Genomic DNA, 18312 nt, shown 5'->3' with positions numbered 1-18312 from the left:
TGCCATTGTCTGGAGCTAAACGAATCATAAGCTGTCTGATGCTCCCCGAGACAATCTGAACTGGCTTGCTGTCTTGGCTGTTTTGCTTTAACTTTTAGTTCATGTAAATAAATGTAACAAGATTTTTACGAATTGTAAAGAAGGATTGACAAAATAAAACTTATGAGATGTATAAGCTAAGTTAATATTTTTCGCCGATCGAAGCTGGGGAGGTAATAATAGAGAGATTGGTTCACTAGCATGACAAGGTGTACCCAGAATGTCCTATTTGTTTTTGTTGCCACTATTCACCGCTGCTCTGGCTGCCTATTTCTGGCAGAAGTCCAGCGATGAAATCGCTTATCTGGCCAGTGCCGCCACGGTAATTAGTTTAGTGTTGAGTCTGGTTTTAGCTCCTTGGCAGATTCAGCTATTAATTCTCTTGACAGTTGTGATTGTCGTCACCTTTTTATGGCAAGGACGAGAAGAGCAGAAGAATGTCCCCGTACCCACTCCAGAAACCGCCGGCGAGAAAAAGTATCGTGGCGCCACCTATATCGAGCCAACAGTCACCGAAGCTCCTGTCAAGGAGCGAGGGGGTAAATATCGCGGTGCGGAGGTTAAAATCACCAATAATCCCACGGTGGCTAACCCAATTCGCTCCTCATCTCTCAAATATCGCGGTGCTGGTTCAGCAAACAAGGAGCAGTAATCAGTAATCAGTAATCAGTAATCAGTTATCAGTTATCAGATTTGAGTTTTAAGTTCACTGATTGGGTGCATCTTGTATTTGTGATTTTCTCTCACTTATGGTGAGCAGCAGAAGTTATTAAAAGAGGGCGAATGCAATTCGCCCCTACAATAATATTATCGCGCCAATGGTAGGGGCGCATCGCGTGCGCCCAAATGTAATATAGATATTTCGACAAAATTGAGATGCACCCCACTGATTACTGTTCACTGTTGACTGTTCACTGAAACTTCCCAATTCCTACTGGTCTTGAATATACGGTTGATTATTCTTAAGACAGTTGTATGCCTTTTGTAACTCGATTCCCAGATAACCGATATGTTCGGGAATAATTGCGGGATTGGTAGCGGCAAGCTCGCGGATTAATTTGAGGGGATTTTTGCCTTGATAACAAGCGACAACTTCCCCGCTGCCGGGGGTAGTTTGTTGGACAAGAATTTGTTCTTTTTCCACAGAAATCAAAAAGTTACCGCTAGGGTCAAAAAAATTGCGCTGATTGACAATTTTATCGTACTGGGTGGCGATTAATCGTTCGACATTCTCCCAAGTATCATCGTATATATGGGCCGATTGACTAATAGTAATCAATGGACCCAAGGTTAAATTATACTGGGAGCGTTGATTGATTTCTTGGCAAATATGTTGCTGTAAAGCGCGCAATCCCATGGCATTTGCCGGCCAAGCGGCAAACATATCATTACTTCTAAATATTGCGGTGAGAGATAATTCATTTTCCACCACTCGCACCCAAATATGATTTAAACAGGGACTACCTCCCTTTTCGTGGTCTTTCACATCCCAGAGGGACATAACTGCACTGGCTGCGTCAATTTCTGAGATTAATTTATTAATAACCTGTGCAATTTGGTCCCGGCCAAACCAAGAGCGCAATCTTTGACCGTAGGTGTATTTAACTCCTTGGTGTATAGGGGAATCATCGAGAATTTGCCCGATATATTCGGTGAGAAAAGCTCTATCTATAGGCAAATAATTAGGTTCAGGAAAATAAAAGTCTGGGGGTTCATCGGTAACAACAGCCATTAGGTCAATTAATTCTTGCCATTTACCATCATATCCTGTCGGTCTAATTGTGCCAGTGGTTTTAATCTTTTGGAGAATTTTTACCCAAGTTTCGGCAATAGTTTTTCCTTCAATGCGATGACCGTATCTTGTCCCAGGTAGCAAAGAAGGAAGATTTTCTGAGATAGGAAAGGTTAATGGTTCTCCCCAAGTTGGTAAGGGGGATTGTTTTGCATAATTTTTGACAGTTTCAATCGCTTCTGAGATGGATTTAACTGGTTGATATTGAATTGATTGACGCAATTTTTCGAGAATTTCTCTGTCAATTTCTTTGTCAATATATCCAGTGGTAGAAGAATTAATTAGCCAACATTCTTTACCTGTGTCACTTTTTCCTAACTGGAATCCTTGACTAAAAAAATCTAGCAAACATTGACAGCTACCGGAGTTTTTATCTTCCTTAGTCGCATTGAGAATAACTAAATATCTAACGTGGGGATTTGCGATTAAGTTTCTCAGCAGGGGACTAATTCCTCTGGTGGGACTATAAAGATTACCAATTACTGCGTATTGGTCGGGATTTAAATGTTTAGCAAGGGACTGTTTTACTGTCCATCCCGTGATAATTGCCGTTTGTCCGTGACCGCAGATTAATTGATTGGGTTTATAGTGGGGTTGGTAGATGAATTTAGGGGTGGTTTCTGTACTGAGCATGGATTTAAATTACAGCAGTTATCTGAATGGTGAGATAGGAAGTTTTTGTTTTGGGTAGCTAGTCGTCAATTTTATAAAAAAGCTGGCAATCGTTCAAGATAATTAATAATATTTTGGTGAAGTTGTTCTATTGTATCACTGCCATCCAGTTGTAAACAATCATCTTTATATTCTTTAAATATCTCGAGAAACATCTGACGAACTTTCATTAACTTTTCTTGTTTTTCGTACACTTCTGTGATGGCTCTGTTTTTAATTCTTGCTAGAGAAATATCGGTAATAACATCGATATAAATAACTATATCTGGATTGGGAAAATGTTGATTTAACTGCCGAACAAAAGCAAATTCTTCGGGATTATTGCAATTGTAGGCCAGGGAGGAAAAATAATAACGAGTAGTGATAACGTGGGTTTGTTCTTGGTGAATAAGTTTAAAAATGCCATCGTGATCATTATATAAGTGATCATGGCGATCAGCTGCAAATAAATAGGCCATTTGTCGGTCAAATTGATTTTGATCTTTGATATAAATAAGATTAGTTTGCATTATTTCTCGAATCAAACGACCGATAACTCCCTCGGAAGGTTCCGGACTTAAAACTGCTTTTTCCCCTCGCTTTAAAAAATATTCTTGTAAGAGTTTTGCTTGGGTACTTGTTCCAGATCCGTCAATACCTTCAAAGACAATAAATTTCGGTTTCATAATTTAATCTTCTTGCTCAATCTAATTATCTGAATAATTGTTTTAGCCAAGTTAACCAAGATTTTTTCTGGGGGATTAATTCCGTCATTTCTCCGATAATCTCTCCCATACTTCCCCAAGTATAAATATTTTTATTGAGGGATTGTATGGTTAAATTTTCTTGTAAAGCTAAACTGATAATACTAATCATTTCCGCTGCTTGATTACCGACTATTTGCGCTCCCAGTATTTTACCATCTTGTCGGTAGATTAATTGACAAAATCCCGTGGTTTCCCCCCAGATTTGCTGTGGGACTATATTTTTAATTGGATAGTTGATCATCTTTACCTCCTCACCATAGCTGTCCTGGGCTGCTTTTCCAGTTAAACCCACCCAAGCAATCGCAGGATCGAAAGCAATAAATGAGGGAATTTGCTCGGGATTAAAGTTAAATTTTTCTCCCGTGAGCAGATGCTTGACTAACCCAAAAGCAGCCCGGTGATTTAAAGTAGGATCGGGATAATTATTTCTGAGCAAATTTAGGGCATAAATGCGGGAATTATCGGTTTGGAATTGCTGATTAACCCTAATTAATCCCTCCTCTAGTTTAACTCCCACCCCGGCCAAATTTAATCCCTGTTCATTGACTTGATAATTACCAGCAAAAATGAGATCATCAACTTCGATAACACGATTGCCTAATTGTAACCATTTTTGACCCTCGATCGCTTTCACTTGACTAGGACAATAGCCGGGTAAAATCTTAATTCCTTCCGCTTCTAAAATGGCAGTAACTAAATGGGAGATTTCCCGATCAATATCCGGCAGTAGATAATTATCCTCGATAATTAAGCTAATTTCTTTCCCTAAACGTCGGAGAATTTGCGCTAAACTCACAGCCATGCTGCTGTTGCCAATAATCGCTAAATGTTGTCCTAAATTGTCTAAATTTGGCTCTTGCCAAAGGGTTTGAGCGGTAAAATAATTAACCTCATCTAAGCCGAAAATTTTCGGGACTTGCAGATAAAAACCAGTAGCGATAAGATAGTGTTTAGCCAACAATTGCCGACCATTAACCACAAATCCTAAATGGGGCAACCGAACAAATTCCCCCCCACCCGGGATCACATCTATTCCTTCCGTGGCTAATCTTGCCAAAGAATGATGTTTATTAATAGTTTTATCTACTTCCTCTAGCCATTCCCGCAACCGTTGCCATTGGGGATAAATGGCCGTTTCTTGCCAATGATTCAGCAGTTTATAGAGATGGATAATTTGGCTGTAGCCCTTGCTAAAAATGTCCTCAGATGCCTCTAAATTGTCGCTAGAAGGCTGTTGCACTAAAGCCACCCTTTTTTTGAGGTGAACAGCCAACAAAGCCGCTTCTATCCCCGCAGGAGTGGAACCGATAATTACTAAGTCGTAAACCACAAATATAAAGTAAAAAGTCAAAAGTCAAAAAAGGTGTTGGGGGTTTTGGGGTGTTAGGGTGTTAGGGTTTAAGGGTTTTAGTTGAAATTCCCCCACTTCCCCACTTCCCCCCGCAACGCGCACGAAGTGGTCTCCCCATTTCCCCATTCCCCCACACCCCACACCCTACACCCTACACCCTCTTTCAAGTCAGGAGTCAGGAATCAGGAGACAGCATTCAGGAATCGGAAACTTAACACTTAAGTAGGGTTTGCTGAATAAATTTGAAATGTAGGCAAAGTAAGGGTTTTGGGGCTTTTCTCGCGAAACAGGTGCAAGATTTTGAGAGAATCGTCGTTCAAAACCTTGCGTCTTCATCGGCCCGCGTCCTGTAGGGGCGAAGCATTCGGGCAATAACCTATCGGTGAAAACGTAGATTTTCTATCCGAATGCTTCGCCCGTACTTATTCAGCAAACCCTAAGTAGGGAGGCACAATTATTTGTAGGATGGGTTAGCGGTAGCGTAACATAATCGGGCGTTGGGTTTCATGCTTCAACCCAACCTACGTTCATCTTATATTTAATTCCACCCACCCACTTAAAACTCAAATCTGATAACTGATAACTGATAACTGATAACTGATTACCGGCGCCGGTCTTGCAGTTTTTTATAGACATCTCGCAGGGGGACTTGATGATAGGCGAGAGCGACGAGGGTATGATAAAAAAGATCGGCCACTTCTGAGGCAATAGCATCGCCATCATTATCTTTGCAGGCCATGACCACTTCTGCCGATTCTTCGCCGATTTTCTTGAGAATTTTGTTATCTCCTCCGGCCAAAAGTTTACAGGTGTAGGATTCCGGATGAGGATCGTCTCTGCGATCGCAAATTACCTTAAACAATTCCGAGAGGGTGTCGGCCGCTGGCGGTGATTTTTGCCAATTTACTTGGTGAAAACAGCTTCTTTCGCCGGTATGACAGGCGATATCACCGATTTGCTCAATAGTCAGTAAGATAGCATCACTATCGCAATCGTAGCGAATTTGACGCACCTTTTGGATATGGCCAGAAGTAGCGCCCTTGTGCCATAATTCTTGACGAGAACGACTCCAGTACCATGCTTCCCCAGTGGTGAGGGTTTTTTCGAGGGATTCCCGATTCATCCAGGCCATCATTAACACTGTAGCATCAAGATAGTCTTGAGCGATCGCTGGTACTAAACCCTGGGGATTATAAGCGATCGCGTCGAGGGGAATAGCAGAGAGCAAAGAAGACATCAGTTTTTTGCGGTCAAGAATTATGGTGGTATAAATTACCCAAAGCTTAATTATATAGGGTTTGCGGCAAAAAGTTTTTCGTGGGGGCAGGCTTCGGCCGTTCGGCGGTTCGGGGTGTAGGGTTTTACCTATTTTCAGGGAAAAAGTCCCTGAATTTTCCCCCTGATCACTCCAAAACCCCAAAACCCTCTAACGACCCGTTGATTAAAAACAAAAATTATGTGCCGGGCTGTGTTAGAATCAACGCTTAAAGAAAAAGCTAAAAGCTAGAAAACCAAACAGGGCATCTAACCTTTAGCTATTCTTGTTCAACGTCACAGTTATCAATGTGTGCAAGACATTGGTAACTGTTATTTTTGTTTCTTGAAGCGGGAAACCAATCCTAAACCACCCACTGCCAGAAGTCCGAGGATAGTACCCGGTTCGGGAACGGTTTGATGGAAAGAATTTTGTAATTGGAATAGAGCTTCATTGGGGCTACCAGGATTAGATAGGGTATTTGTGACGGTCAACAGTGTCTTGGGGGGGATAGGGTAAAAACCTGATGCAGGGTCCTGTGAGCCGTTAGTTGAAACTAACACGACCCCAGGTACCTCAAGAAATGTCTCGGTTACAGTCCCGTAGTTGGATGATACGTCTGAATCCAGGTCAACCCCGACAATCTCCCAGCCGGGGGTAGTGACCAGGATTTCATATGTGAAAGACCCGGAACTAAAATTGGGATCAGGGGAACCCGCAGTCGTGGCATCGTATATGAAATAATAATGACCGCCCATCTCCATCAGCTCAACATCATCCAGCGGATCGGCCACAAAACCGCCAGTTATCGAGTTAGGTTTGAACGTAACTTTTTTGTCCCCTACTTCAAGAGGAGTACCAGGAGTAGTTGGGGTTCCCACCCATTCCCCCCAAGTTGACATCACGCTGGCGGCACTCGCACTGGTAGCGGTAAGCACCGCGCCGGCGAGAACCCCAATGGCTAGGGAGCCAGAAGCAAAAGTTTTGGTTAATTTGTTGGTTGTCATCATAACTGAATTATCCAGCGTTAATTGTGTGTACTATAGCCATCAAAAGAAGTTAAGCAAGCGTTAAGCTCGCTGATAACTTTTTGTTTGACTTGACACAACTATAGCGAAACTTTTCAAAAAAAACAAGTGTTTTAGAACAGGGTGAGCCCATCTCAAACGCTATTGACTATTGACTAATTTGGTCATCCGCTTGCTGTGTGGGCATTTCAAGTGATACCAGTCAATCAAAACAGTTAGGAATTCTTAACATTTGGTCGATTTTTGCTTAACAATTGAGATGGCAAATTCTCCTCAAATATGCCTGAATCACTCTCTGGGTAAGCAACTCACATAAATCAAGTTCATTTTGTTAACGATTGTTAAGATGCGCTTCGCTTACCCTGTGTTTTAGAAAACTTTTTTTCGGCAATATTTATCTATTTTTTGTCCAATTTATAGCATTTTTCCCCGAACATAACTACCCAAAAGTTGACAAATATACCCAAGCTTTTTGGTGAAAGTTGGACAAATAAACAGGCTCTAAGTAGGTGGGTGGAATTAAATATAAGATGAACGTAGGTTGGGTTGAAGCATGAAACCCAACGCCCGCATGGGTTACGCTACCGCTAACCCATCCTACAAATAATTGTGCCTCCCTACTTAGTTCAAAAAAAAATCTCTCAATTCTTTACAAAACTTAATCAAGAGAGGTACAATGTATAAAGTTTAACAGTTTTGATCGTTAAAACTGGAGTTCGATGGCAATCAACTCCCTAACGAGGTAACTTCCTTTTGCTCCCACAAAAATGTCACCCCAAAACCCCCGGACAAACTCAGGTTTTAGAAAGACCAAAAATCCCGTTTAATATCTCTATCTAAAGAGGTATGACTAATTTTCCTAAATCATCTATAGTTACCAGCGTGGGGCAATGGCAGTATAAAAGTGGACAACTGACTGTCTAAAGTTGGACGATTCTCTCTCGATAAATTTCTTTAATTAAAACCGGGTTAGGTTAAGTAGTCGGACATAAATTCTGTTGTCTATCTTAAGAAATGTAAATTGCCGCAATTCTTACTGACTCCTGACTTGAAAGTGGCAAGTAGCAAGTGGGGAGAATACACAAAAGCTGTCTCCTGACTCCTGACTCCTAGCCCCACCAACAAACTTTTTGCCGCAAACCCTACTTAACAGCTTATATATATGAATACTCTCATCACTATTCGAGAAGCTTCCGATTTACTCGGAGTTAGCATTAAAACCCTCCGGCGCTGGGAACAACAGGGTAAAATTGTCTCAATTCGTACCCGCGGCGGTCATCGCCGATTTCGACCGGAAGATCTCTTACAATCTGGTCAAGCAACCCCATTGATTATTGGCTATGCTCGTGTTAATCGACCTGAACAAAAACCCCAATTAGACACCCAGATAAAAGCGTTAGAAGAATTTTGCCATCAGCAGGGTCAACCCTTTGAAATTCTCACCGATATCGGCGACGGAGTCAGCCACAATCACCCTAATTTTATGCGTCTAGTGAAGATGATTTGTCAGGGTGAGGTGAAATCTCTAGTTTTAACCCATGCGGAAAGTGTGAGTCGCTTTTGTCATGATTTTATTTTGGGTTTGTGCCGTCTCTTCAAAATCCAAGTCATTCTCCTCAATCAAACCCAGGAATCCATTGCAGCTGAGGATTTAGTGGACGATCTGCAAGCCCTCGTCACCATCTGTTACGATCATCTCTACCCACTACATAACCCGGCTCATCGGCAATTACTAGAATACCTAGGGGCGTTTAAGGATGTCCGTGTGGCTTAAAATTATCCTTGGCCTGGGTTTCTTATCCCTCTTTTTAGTTGTCTGATGCCGCCTCTACTGTTCCCCGAACCAGGGCCAAGAATAGTAATATTTGAGATGATAAAGAGAATTTGATCCCCCCTTGCCCTAGGGTTGATTCAAGGTAGGGTTGATTCATGAATCAACCCTACCCCTTGCCTCCCTTAAAAAAGGGGGGAAAACCAGGAAAGTTCCCTTTTCCAAGCTGGATTGAGGGGGATCAAATTGGCTGACGGCTATATTGACATCCACATTAACGGCAATGAAACTAGAAACCACGGCGATTAAACGGATTCTCGATGCTAACCTTGACCGCGCCAGAGAAGGACTGCGAATTATCGAAGAATGGTGTCGTTTTGGCTTAGATAATCCCGATTTAGCCCAAGAATGTAAAGAAATGCGCCATCAATTAGCTAGTTGGCACTCGATCGATCTTAAACTACATCGGGACACGGCCGGCGATATCGGCAGGGATTTAAGCCATCCCAGGGAAGAAATCCGGGAGACTGTCGAGGGACTGCTGCAGGCCAATCTCGCTCGCGTACAGGAGGCTTTTAGGGTTTTAGAAGAATACGGTAAACTCTATGATCTGGAGCTAGGGATAGCCTGTAAACAGCTGCGCTATCGGGTTTATCAGCTAGAGAGTAAACTATTAATCTCGCCACCTCTGGAAAAACTGCAAGCATCTCCCCTCTATCTAGTCACTTCTCCCGCCGAAAATCTGCTAGAAATCGTCGAATTAGCCCTAAAAGGGGGTTTAAAATTGGTGCAGTACCGCCATAAAACCGCCGCTGATACGATTCGTTTAGAAGAGGCCGCTAAACTGTGTGAGTTATGCCACCGTTACGATGCTTTATTTATTATGAACGATCGCGTCGATATTGCTCAGGCCATTCATGCCGATGGTGTTCATCTCGGTCAACAGGATGTACCGATTTCCCTAGCGCGGCAATTTCTCGGTCCTGGGGCAATTATCGGCCGGTCCACCACTAATCCCCAAGAGATGGCCAAAGCAATCCAAGAAAAGGCCGATTATGTGGGAGTCGGGCCGGTTTATGCCACCCCCACCAAAGCAGGAAAAACCCCCGCAGGATTGGAATACGTCCGTTATGCGCGGGAAAATTGCCCTTTACCCTGGTTTGCGATCGGTGGTATTGATAGTAGTAACATTAAAGAGGTTTTAGAGGCAGGAGCGCAACAGGTAGCTGTAGTCCGGGCCATCATGGAAGCGCAGCACCCCGAGGTCATCACCCAACAATTATTAACCCAATTAAAGTAGGGAAGTGGGAAGTGGGAAGTGGGAAGTGGGGTGTAGGGTGTAGGGTGTAGGGTGTAGGGTGTGGAAAGAATAAATAAAAATAATCTCCTGTCTCCTGTCTCCTGTCTCCTGTCTCCTGTCTCCTGTCTCCTGAATACTGTCTCCTGTCTCCTCCGATTAACTTGATTCGTTCATATCCAAATCCATGTCAGAAATAACCTTGCAAATTAACGGCAAAACTCAAACCTGTTTACCCGCAACTAAACTAGGGCAAATGTTAGAAAATTTGGGCATGAATCCTCGGTTAGTTGCCGTGGAATATAACGGGGAAATCCTCCATCGTCAGTATTGGGAAAACACGGAAATCAAGGAGGGGGATAAATTAGAAATTGTTACTATTGTCGGGGGGGGATAAAATAATCAACAATCGACAGTTGAGGGAAAAAACTTGTTAGTTATCGGTTTAATCAGTGGCACATCGGTGGATGGTATCGATACCGCTTTAGTGGAGATTAGCGGTACAGTGGAATCTCCACAGGTGCAGTTATTAGCTGGAGAAACCTATCCCTATTCCCCCCGATTACGCGAGACAATTTTACAAGTCTGTGGGGGAGAAAAGCTCGACCTTGAAGCTTTAGCCAGCTTAGATGATGATATCGCCGCAGAATTCGCCCGTGCCGCTTTAAATATCCAAAAAGAAGCCCCAAAAGCCCAATTAATCGGCAGTCACGGTCAAACCGTTTTTCATCGACCCCCCGCAAACGATCGCCTCGGTTACACGGTACAATTAGGACGGGGAGCAGCGATCGCAAAAATTACCCGTATTCCCACCATTAGCAATTTTCGCGCTGCCGATATCGCCCAAGCTGGTCACGGTGCGCCCCTAGTGCCGAAAATTGACGCTTATCTGCTTTCTCACCCCACCAAAACCCGCTGCGTCCAAAATATCGGCGGTATTGGCAATTTAACCTATCTACCCCCCCGACAAAGGGAAAATTGGCAGCAAAAAATTTTCGGTTGGGATACTGGCCCCGGCAACGTCCTCATCGATTTGGCCGTACAATTTTTGAGCCAAGGCCAACAAACCTACGACCATAACGGTCAATGGTCGGCTCAGGGTCAACCCTGCTCCGAATTGGTTCATAAATGGCTACAGGAGCCTTATTTTCAACAATATCCCCCTAAATCCACTGGCAGAGAGTTATTTAGCCCCGCCTATCTAGCCCAATTGCGCCTGGATGCCCAAGCTTATTCCCTCAGTGATGCCGATTGGTTGGCCAGTTTAACCGATTTAACCGCCATTTCGATCGCCCACAGCTATCAAACTTTTTTGCCAGAAATGCCTGCGGAAGTGCTGCTCTGCGGTGGTGGCGCTCGTAATGCCTACCTGCGGCAACGACTCTTAGCACATTTGGGGTCAAATGTCAAGCTTTTGACCACTGATGAGGTAGGATTAAATAGCGATTTTAAAGAAGCGATCGCTTTTGCTCTTTTGGCCTATTGGCGCTGGCACAATTTCCCGGGTAATTTACCGAAAGTCACGGGAGCAAAAGAGGAGGTTTTATTAGGAGAAATTTACCGATGAGCAGCATCTATGAGATATTTTCAACAATTCAACGCCAAAGGGTCAGCGATGGGCAAATAGTGCCAATTTTAAGCGATTGTGCCGACTATAAACGTCTTTTAATTCTTGTTTGGCCGCAATTGGGAGATTTTGACAGTCTCGAATACGCTTGGTGGTTAGAAAAAGAGGCGGCCCTTTGGCAAAATGCCGGGATCACCATTCGTGCCATCGGGATCGGCGATCGCAATTCAGGTTTAAAATTCTCTGAATATACGAAATTTCGGCAAGATTGGCTTTTTGTTGACCATAAAGCTGAATTACACAATTTATTAGGACTTTATCGGGGTTTATCGTTAAAATTACCTGGATTTTCTCCCGGGCAAAATGCCTGGTTAAATCTAATTTTGATGTGTGCGGGTGTGGGTAGTCCGGGGACTCTGGCCGAAGTGCTGCGGGGTTATCGTGGCGATCGCAAAGCCCCCCAATTAATTGCCGAGGAGGAAACAATACAAGCGCGGCCTTTACCACCTTTCCGGGGTTCCCTATTCAATCTTGCCGGGGGTCAAGGTTTTCAGCGACCTTTTGAATTAGCCACCCTGAGACTGCGTAATATGGGTCAAGTTTTGGGCAATTGGTCAACATATATCCCCGATAGTAGTTATCTCAGCCAACGGGGAGGGACTTTTTTATTTGATAATCAAGGAAATTTACCTAAAATGTCGGATGAATGCCCCCGCTAAATTTTTCGACAAGACATCAACCTTTGCGGGGGATGAAATCCGACCAGGATATTGACTGCGAAGCACGATTTTAATTCTACCATTTGTAGGTAAACTGTGTTATACTTAACTTATCCAGGGTCGAGGATTAATCGATGCTAGTCGTAGAAGCCAAGTTAAAAAACGGGACACCAGAACAATACCAAAGACTAGATGAAGCAATTAGGACATCTCAGTTTGTGCGTAACTCTTGTGTTCGTTATTGGATAGAAAATAAAGGAACAACCCGCAATGACCTCCAAAAGCTTTGTGCGGTACTAGCTAACAATAAAGAAACCCCTTGGGTTAATAAATTAAACTCTCAAGCTCGTCAATCGGCTGCTGATAGAGCCTGGCAATCAATTACTAGGTTTTACCATAATTGTCATGCTAAGATACCGGTCAAAAAGGGTTTTTCTCGGTTCAAAAAGCATAGTCGTTCGGTTGAGTATAAACTAACAGGCTACAAACTATCTGATGATAGACGTAAAATCAAGTTCACTGATGGCTTTAAAGCAGGAGAATTTGATTTATGGTGTAGTCAAAAGACATTGGTTTATTACTCAGAACAACAGATTAAACGGGTAAGAGTTGTTAGACGTGCTGACGGTTATTATTGTCAGTTTCTCGTGGATGTAGAACGGCAAGAATACCATAAACCAACGGGACAAATAACAGGAATTGACTTAGGGTTAAAAGAGTTTTATACCGACGCTCAAGGTAATACTGTAGAGAATCCACGTTATTTAAGAAAGTCAGAAAAACGACTGAAAAAAGCACAAAGGAGATTATCAAAACGATTTCGTCAAGGAAAGAAACAGTCTAAAAACTATCACAAGCAACGAATAAAAGTTGCCAAGCTTCACCTGAAAGTATCAAGACAACGTAAAGACAAAGCAATTAAAGACGCTTTGGCGTTAGTCCAGTCTAATGATCTGGTAGTCTATGAAGCTTTAAAGGTAAGAAACTTAGTCAAAAACCGTAAGCTGGCCAAGTCAATTAGTGATGCTTCTTGGTATCAATTCACCGAATGGTTGAATTATTTTGCCAAGATTTATCGGATTGTCTGTGTTGCTGTACCACCGCATTTTACTTCTCAAGATTGTTCAGTTTGTGGTACGAGAGTTCAAAAAACATTAAGCACTAGAACTCATCAATGTCCTAACTGTCAAACAGTCATAGATAGGGATCATAATGCAGCAATAAATATTCTTAAAAAAGGGTTGAAATATTTGGGAAATCATCTCAACGGTACTGTTGGGCAAACAGAAACCCCCCCCAACCCCCCCGACGTCGGGGGGGCAAGGGGGGGGGGGAGAGTCCGGCCTCTGGATTCTTAATGGAGACATTGAGAATCTAAGCTGTCTCGTTGAACAAGGAATTTCCGATAGTGATCTGGAAAGAATCCCCCGTCACAGCGTAGCTTGAAGGTGGGAGTATGTCAATCTATGGGCATCGCGATGGAGGTATCTTGGGTTTTGCTGAGAATATGAGTTATCCCCTCGCTTTTTTGCAGGATTAAGCTTTTTTATTCTGCATCTCAGCTACTCCCAACTCTTGACTTTTATCTTTTCTAGCTGATAGCTAAAAAACCACTTAAGTAGGTGGGTGGAATTAAATATAAGATGAACGTAGGTTGGGTTGAAGCATGAAACCCAACGCCCGATTATGTTACGCTACCGCTAACCCATCCTACAAATAATTGTGCCTCCCTACTTAAGTACCTAAGCAAAATTAATTACACATTTCGATCAAGCTTTTGCTCCTTGCCTATCTTCACTAGGAAATTTATTTTGCATGACTACTTATTACCTAAAGATTGATGAGATTATTTAACGATTGATCCACAACTATCGGGGGTTATTTACCTAAGAGATAAGTAAATATTATTTTAAGTTTATTTAAGGCTGTCATTACTAATGGTAAGTTGAGCCGGGTAAATTTTCCTGTAGTATCAAAAGGAAAACTCATTCGACCCGTTCAGTTTAAACGGCGAGAAAAGGCATTTTGAGACTGAGGAACAAGCTATGGCAAAGAAAACAAAGACAACCACTTATAAAGTCACCCTGAAAACACCCGATGGCGACCAGACAATTGATGTTCCCGATAATGAATATATTCTCGAGGCAGCAGAAGAACAAGGATTAGATTTACCCTTTTCTTGCCGTGCTGGTGCTTGCTCTAGTTGCGCTGGTCAAATCGAATCTGGTAGCGTTGATCAATCCGATCAATCCTTCTTAGATAACGATCAAATTAAAGCGGGTTATGTCCTCACCTGTGTCGCCTATCCTACTTCTGACTGTGTGATCGTCACCCACAAAGAAGAAGAGTTGTACTAATTTAACTCCATATTTGGGAGTTAGATACTCCAACAATAATAGAGCGGGAACTGCAAGAGCGACAGTTCTCGCTTTATTTGTATTTTTGCCTCTTGACTCGACAATGAGATAAAGCCCAAAAATTAATCTTGCCAGAGGTCTCCTACAAATTTATAGCTATATGGTAGTATAGTTATTGAGTTATAAAAGATAGTAATAGCATTTTTTCTTTATTCGTGGCAGGCATCCTACTCCCTTCTCCCCTTCTGGGAGAGGGGTTGGGGGTGAGGAAAATTAACCATCTCTGCCATTACTTTAGAAAAATGGTATAGTCGAGGCCGCGGCAATTTAGGAGTTGTTTTAGATGACCAGTACCACAAATCAAGCAAAATTGCTAGAATTTGATGCCCATACTTTAAAAAACTTAATTGAGCGCCGAGAAGTTTGCTTAATTGACGTGCGAGAACCGGGGGAGTACGCCAGCGATCGCATTCCAGGGGCGAAATTAGTACCACTTTCCAGTTTTAACCCCGATTCGATCGCTTTTGACCCCAATCAAACCCTAGTTCTCTACTGTAATTCCGGCAGCAGATCCACTGTAGCAGCACAAAAACTGATTGCGGCAGAATTTAGCCAAGTTGCCCAGCTTAAAAACGGCTTAAATACTTGGAAAAGTGCGGGTTATGCCACCGAAAAAGACCAAAATGCGCCAATTAGCCTATTTCGTCAGGTGCAGATCGTCGCTGGTTCCCTAGTAGTCCTCGGAACAGTATTAGGAGCCTTTCTCTCGCCTTGGTTCCTGATTTTAAGCGGTTTTGTCGGTTCTGGTCTAGTTTTTGCAGGGATTAGTAATACCTGTGCTTTAGCTATGCTTCTGGCTAAACTTCCCTATAATCAACCCCATCAGTAAGCAGTAATCAGTCATCAGTAATCAGTAACCAGTAAATAATAAAATATGATTTCCTGATAACTGATAACAAGGGCCGAATCTAAAACCTAAGATGTACTTAGTTTCTAGCCTTCTTTTTAGGTAGGAGAATTGTCAGATTCTTTACTTGGGGCCTGTTGCCTTCAGAAACTGATAACTGATAACTGATAACTGATAACTGAAATGACTTGGTTAATTGGACATTTATTAGCCGTTTGTACGGGGATTAGTCTGGGATTGCTGGGAGGAGGAGGTTCTGTACTAGCATTACCGATTCTAGTCTATGTGATGGGAGTACCGACCAAATCGGCGATCGCTATGACGCTTCTAGTCATCGGTAGTGTCAGTTTACTCGGCACGATTCCCCACTGGAAAAAAGGCAACATTAACTTAAAAACTGCTTTTATCTTCGGTTCTGCGACGATGGTAGGGGCTTTTTTGGGAGCAAGATTAGCCACATTACCCTTAATCACTGCCACCTTCCAGATGCTCCTGTTTGCAACACTAATGGTAATAGCAGCAGCCTTTATGATTAGTAGATCAACACAGATAGATAATCCTGATTATAAAGCCCGCGATCGGCAAAAAAATCTGAATCTCTACCCCCAACCAGTGTTCCGATATTGCTGGCTCTGGTTAATGAGCGAGGGAATTGCTGTGGGTGTCCTGACGGGATTAGTTGGGGTTGGGGGAGGCTTCGCTATCGTTCCCGCGCTGGTATTATTGGGTAAAATCCCCATGGTGCAGGCGATCGCTACTTCCCTGCTGATTATTTTCCTCAATTCTGTAGCCGGATTACTGGGCTATTTAGGACATATTAGCGTCGATTGGCAGTTAACCCTATCCTTTGCTTTTGCGGCTGCCCTCGGTACTCTTATCGGTTCCTATCTGGGACAGTTTGTGTCCGCAAAACAGTTACAAAAAGGTTTTGGTTATTTTCTCTTAGCGATCGCAACTTTAGTTTTAATTCAAAATCGTCATATCCTGTACAATTTCCTGACTCCGAAAGGCAATTCTATCATCCCGGCGGAAAAGGTTAGATTTATTCAGCCAACCCTACTTAAGACTGATAACCGATAACTGATCACTGATAACTGATTATCGGCCCACTTCAGCGAAAATCTCGGCTAAAATCTCCCCAGCACCAGCCTCGCGCACTTTATGGGCTAAATCTCGTCCTAAGACTTCCCCATGGCTAGGATCACCGCTAACCGAGTCCTTAATCAGACGCTTACCGTCGAGACTGGCCACCATACCCGTTAAAGTTAGGATACCATCCTCGATCGCCGTATTGACTCCGATGGGAACTTGACAACCCCCCTCCAACTCGCGTAAAAAAGCGCGTTCAGCATAGCATCTATCGCGACTAGGGGCGTGTTCCAACACTTTTAGGACTTCCAAAACCTCCGGATCTCCATCGCGGCATTCTATCCCTAAAGCACCCTGTCCCACCGCATGGAGAGAAATTTCCGCCGGAATAACCTGATGAACTCGATCGCCTAATCCTAACCTTTCCAATCCCGCTACTGCCAGAATAATCGCGTCGTATTCTCCCGCGTCCAGTTTTGCCAGACGGGTGTTAACATTGCCGCGCACATCCTTAAAAGTCAGATGGGGATAATGGTAACGCAACTGGGCCAATCGCCGCAGGGAAGAAGTCCCCACCACCGCACCTTCTGGTAAAGTGTCTAATTGATAGTCTTGGTTTTGGCTATTTACCACCAAAGCATCGGCCGGATTAACTCTTTCGGTGACGCAACCCAAGATTAAGCCTTCGGGCAAATTAGTGGGCAGATCCTTGAGAGAATGGACGGCAAGATCGATCGATCTATCCAACATTCCCACTTCTAATTCTTTGGTAAATAAACCCTTATCACCGATTTTCGCCAGGGCCACATCGAGAATTTTATCGCCTTGGGTACTCATCGTCTCCACCTCAAACTGTCGATGGGGGTGGTGTTTACTCAATTCTGCCTGTACCCAATAGGTTTGTACTAGGGCTAACTGACTTTTACGCGAACCGATACGCAGGGAACGAGGAGGACTAGAAACGGACATATCTGAAGTAGGAATTTAACTAAACATCTATCTGACTGCTCGATCTAGACTATCCTGATCTCACCCCTGTTGAGTAATCACTTTCTAGGTTAGGCATAAATAGTTACATCTCTTAATATTTTTGGGGGAGTGGGGTGACTATTATTCCCCACTGACAGCAAAGCTGAAAGCCTAGATTAAAATAGAGGGACAAAGGTTGCAACAGGGTCTAACTAATGACATTACAACACCCTTGCTATAACAAAGAAAAATTTGTCCGACGTGGACAGGAAATCTATCAGTCTCAGGTGCGTCAGCAGGTTGAGAAGGACAATCATGGGAAGATTGTAGTTATTGATATCAAAACAGGTGCTTTTGAATTAGCCAAAGATATCCTCACAGTTTCCAAATCAACTTTTAACCCGATTGACCGATGCTCAAATTTGGTTCGTTAGAATCGGACATCGAGCATTTGATCGAGTCGGTTTGATTGGGGCGAATTTGCTGCAATGATTATAGGTAATTTTAAATCGTGGAGTTATTATTATGCTAGAACAAATGATGAAGATGTTAGAAGGGCAACGAATAAACTCTTATCGTCTTAATAAGTTTCTTGGTGCGGGTGGTTTTGGTGGTGTATTTCATGCTAGTGAAATGGTCAGAAATACATCGGTTCAAGAAGTTGCCATTAAAGTTATCCCCGAAAGTAGCGATGATAAATTAAATGAGTTACAAAATGCCAGAAAGTTAGAACATTCTAATTTAATTAAGGCT

General features: G+C 43.0%; 16 protein-coding genes and 3 pseudogenes. 12 read left to right on the top strand and 7 right to left on the bottom strand.

Annotation, left to right across the window (positions count from 1 at the left end; translation table 11 throughout):
• Window positions 1-259: 259 nt before the first annotated feature.
• Window positions 260-691: a DUF4278 domain-containing protein gene (locus O9324_RS09500; RefSeq protein ID WP_287630537.1), complete on the top strand. Its 432-nt coding sequence runs from the start codon at window positions 260-262 to the stop codon at window positions 689-691.
• Between the two features lie 279 nt (window positions 692-970).
• Here the strand turns inward: O9324_RS09500 and O9324_RS09495 are convergent, their stop codons facing one another.
• The 6 genes from O9324_RS09495 to O9324_RS09470 all read right to left on the bottom strand — a co-directional run bounded on the left by O9324_RS09495 (window position 971) and on the right by O9324_RS09470 (window position 6865).
• Complete coding sequence (locus O9324_RS09495; RefSeq protein WP_288140047.1) at window positions 971-2464, bottom strand: thymidylate synthase; 1494 nt, start codon at window positions 2462-2464, stop codon at window positions 971-973.
• A 71-nt stretch (window positions 2465-2535) separates the two neighbouring features.
• Entirely contained in the window at window positions 2536-3168 is a 633-nt protein-coding gene (gene tmk / locus O9324_RS09490) for a dTMP kinase (RefSeq protein ID WP_288140046.1), read from the bottom strand.
• Window positions 3169-3193: 25 nt separating this feature from the next.
• A complete protein-coding gene (locus tag O9324_RS09485) occupies window positions 3194-4579 on the bottom strand; it encodes a dihydrolipoyl dehydrogenase family protein (protein ID WP_288140045.1) in 1386 nt (461 codons plus the stop codon).
• A gap of 24 nt (window positions 4580-4603) precedes the next feature.
• Window positions 4604-4726 (bottom strand): hypothetical protein, encoded by a 123-nt coding sequence (locus tag O9324_RS09480; RefSeq protein WP_256377347.1) that lies wholly within the window; start codon window positions 4724-4726, stop codon window positions 4604-4606.
• Between the two features lie 475 nt (window positions 4727-5201).
• Window positions 5202-5837 (bottom strand): bifunctional phosphoribosyl-AMP cyclohydrolase/phosphoribosyl-ATP diphosphatase HisIE, encoded by a 636-nt coding sequence (hisIE, locus tag O9324_RS09475; protein ID WP_004162874.1) that lies wholly within the window; start codon window positions 5835-5837, stop codon window positions 5202-5204.
• Between the two features lie 350 nt (window positions 5838-6187).
• Entirely contained in the window at window positions 6188-6865 is a 678-nt protein-coding gene (locus O9324_RS09470; protein ID WP_288140044.1) for a PEP-CTERM sorting domain-containing protein, read from the bottom strand.
• Window positions 6866-8045: 1180 nt separating this feature from the next.
• On the opposite strand from O9324_RS09470, the gene O9324_RS09465 reads away from it, so the two are divergent.
• The 9 genes and pseudogenes from O9324_RS09465 (at window position 8046) to O9324_RS09425 (ending at window position 16581) form a co-directional block, all read left to right on the top strand.
• Window positions 8046-8657 carry an IS607 family transposase gene (locus tag O9324_RS09465; RefSeq protein WP_288057556.1) on the top strand — a complete coding sequence of 204 codons (612 nt, stop codon included), beginning with the start codon at window positions 8046-8048 and terminating at the stop codon, window positions 8655-8657.
• A gap of 280 nt (window positions 8658-8937) precedes the next feature.
• Window positions 8938-9954 carry a thiamine phosphate synthase gene (locus tag O9324_RS09460; RefSeq protein ID WP_288140050.1) on the top strand — a complete coding sequence of 339 codons (1017 nt, stop codon included), beginning with the start codon at window positions 8938-8940 and terminating at the stop codon, window positions 9952-9954.
• A 184-nt stretch (window positions 9955-10138) separates the two neighbouring features.
• Window positions 10139-10348: a sulfur carrier protein ThiS gene (gene thiS / locus O9324_RS09455; RefSeq protein WP_043999042.1), complete on the top strand. Its 210-nt coding sequence runs from the start codon at window positions 10139-10141 to the stop codon at window positions 10346-10348.
• 30 nt (window positions 10349-10378) lie between these two features.
• Window positions 10379-11518 (top strand): annotated as a pseudogene (locus O9324_RS09450) (anhydro-N-acetylmuramic acid kinase); the annotation flags it as partial.
• Window positions 11515-12237, top strand: coding sequence for a peroxiredoxin-like family protein (locus tag O9324_RS09445; RefSeq protein ID WP_288140043.1), 723 nt, complete (start codon window positions 11515-11517; stop codon window positions 12235-12237). The pseudogene O9324_RS09450 and the gene O9324_RS09445, both read left to right, overlap by 4 nt.
• A 134-nt stretch (window positions 12238-12371) precedes the next feature.
• Window positions 12372-13683: pseudogene (locus O9324_RS09440) on the top strand (RNA-guided endonuclease InsQ/TnpB family protein).
• A gap of 599 nt (window positions 13684-14282) precedes the next feature.
• Window positions 14283-14594, top strand: coding sequence for a 2Fe-2S iron-sulfur cluster-binding protein (locus O9324_RS09435; RefSeq protein WP_002771960.1), 312 nt, complete (start codon window positions 14283-14285; stop codon window positions 14592-14594).
• 343 nt (window positions 14595-14937) lie between these two features.
• Window positions 14938-15483: a rhodanese-like domain-containing protein gene (locus O9324_RS09430; protein ID WP_288140042.1), complete on the top strand. Its 546-nt coding sequence runs from the start codon at window positions 14938-14940 to the stop codon at window positions 15481-15483.
• 201 nt (window positions 15484-15684) lie between these two features.
• Window positions 15685-16581, top strand: a complete 897-nt coding sequence (locus tag O9324_RS09425) for a sulfite exporter TauE/SafE family protein (protein ID WP_288140041.1) — start codon at window positions 15685-15687, stop codon at window positions 16579-16581.
• An 18-nt stretch (window positions 16582-16599) separates the two neighbouring features.
• Here the strand turns inward: O9324_RS09425 and hemC are convergent, their stop codons facing one another.
• Window positions 16600-17559, bottom strand: a complete 960-nt coding sequence (gene hemC / locus O9324_RS09420) for a hydroxymethylbilane synthase (RefSeq protein WP_185241014.1) — start codon at window positions 17557-17559, stop codon at window positions 16600-16602.
• 215 nt (window positions 17560-17774) lie between these two features.
• Here hemC and O9324_RS09415 point away from each other — a divergent pair.
• Window positions 17775-18051, top strand: a pseudogene (locus tag O9324_RS09415) (hypothetical protein).
• A 33-nt stretch (window positions 18052-18084) separates the two neighbouring features.
• A partial coding sequence (locus O9324_RS09410; RefSeq protein ID WP_288140040.1) for a protein kinase occupies window positions 18085-18312 on the top strand: 228 nt, incomplete at its 3' end.

This window comes from Microcystis sp. LE19-84.1B (assembly GCF_027531875.1).
GTDB lineage: Bacteria > Cyanobacteriota > Cyanobacteriia > Cyanobacteriales > Microcystaceae > Microcystis > Microcystis panniformis.
The sequence above is the reverse complement of the archived record's forward strand: the minus strand, read 5'-3'. Positions and strand labels throughout refer to the sequence as shown.

Coding starts and splice junctions, on each gene's coding strand:
- O9324_RS09460 (WP_288140050.1), top strand. CDS start 8,938: ATGAAACTAGAAACCACGGCGATTAAACGGATTCTCGATGCTAACCTT.
- O9324_RS09425 (WP_288140041.1), top strand. CDS start 15,685: ATGACTTGGTTAATTGGACATTTATTAGCCGTTTGTACGGGGATTAGT.
- O9324_RS09445 (WP_288140043.1), top strand. CDS start 11,515: ATGAGCAGCATCTATGAGATATTTTCAACAATTCAACGCCAAAGGGTC.
- O9324_RS09470 (WP_288140044.1), bottom strand. CDS start 6,865: ATGATGACAACCAACAAATTAACCAAAACTTTTGCTTCTGGCTCCCTA.
- tmk (WP_288140046.1), bottom strand. CDS start 3,168: ATGAAACCGAAATTTATTGTCTTTGAAGGTATTGACGGATCTGGAACA.
- O9324_RS09465 (WP_288057556.1), top strand. CDS start 8,046: ATGAATACTCTCATCACTATTCGAGAAGCTTCCGATTTACTCGGAGTT.
- hisIE (WP_004162874.1), bottom strand. CDS start 5,837: ATGTCTTCTTTGCTCTCTGCTATTCCCCTCGACGCGATCGCTTATAAT.
- hemC (WP_185241014.1), bottom strand. CDS start 17,559: ATGTCCGTTTCTAGTCCTCCTCGTTCCCTGCGTATCGGTTCGCGTAAA.
- O9324_RS09495 (WP_288140047.1), bottom strand. CDS start 2,464: ATGCTCAGTACAGAAACCACCCCTAAATTCATCTACCAACCCCACTAT.
- thiS (WP_043999042.1), top strand. CDS start 10,139: ATGTCAGAAATAACCTTGCAAATTAACGGCAAAACTCAAACCTGTTTA.
- O9324_RS09480 (WP_256377347.1), bottom strand. CDS start 4,726: ATGGGGAAATGGGGAGACCACTTCGTGCGCGTTGCGGGGGGAAGTGGG.
- O9324_RS09430 (WP_288140042.1), top strand. CDS start 14,938: ATGACCAGTACCACAAATCAAGCAAAATTGCTAGAATTTGATGCCCAT.
- O9324_RS09435 (WP_002771960.1), top strand. CDS start 14,283: ATGGCAAAGAAAACAAAGACAACCACTTATAAAGTCACCCTGAAAACA.
- O9324_RS09500 (WP_287630537.1), top strand. CDS start 260: ATGTCCTATTTGTTTTTGTTGCCACTATTCACCGCTGCTCTGGCTGCC.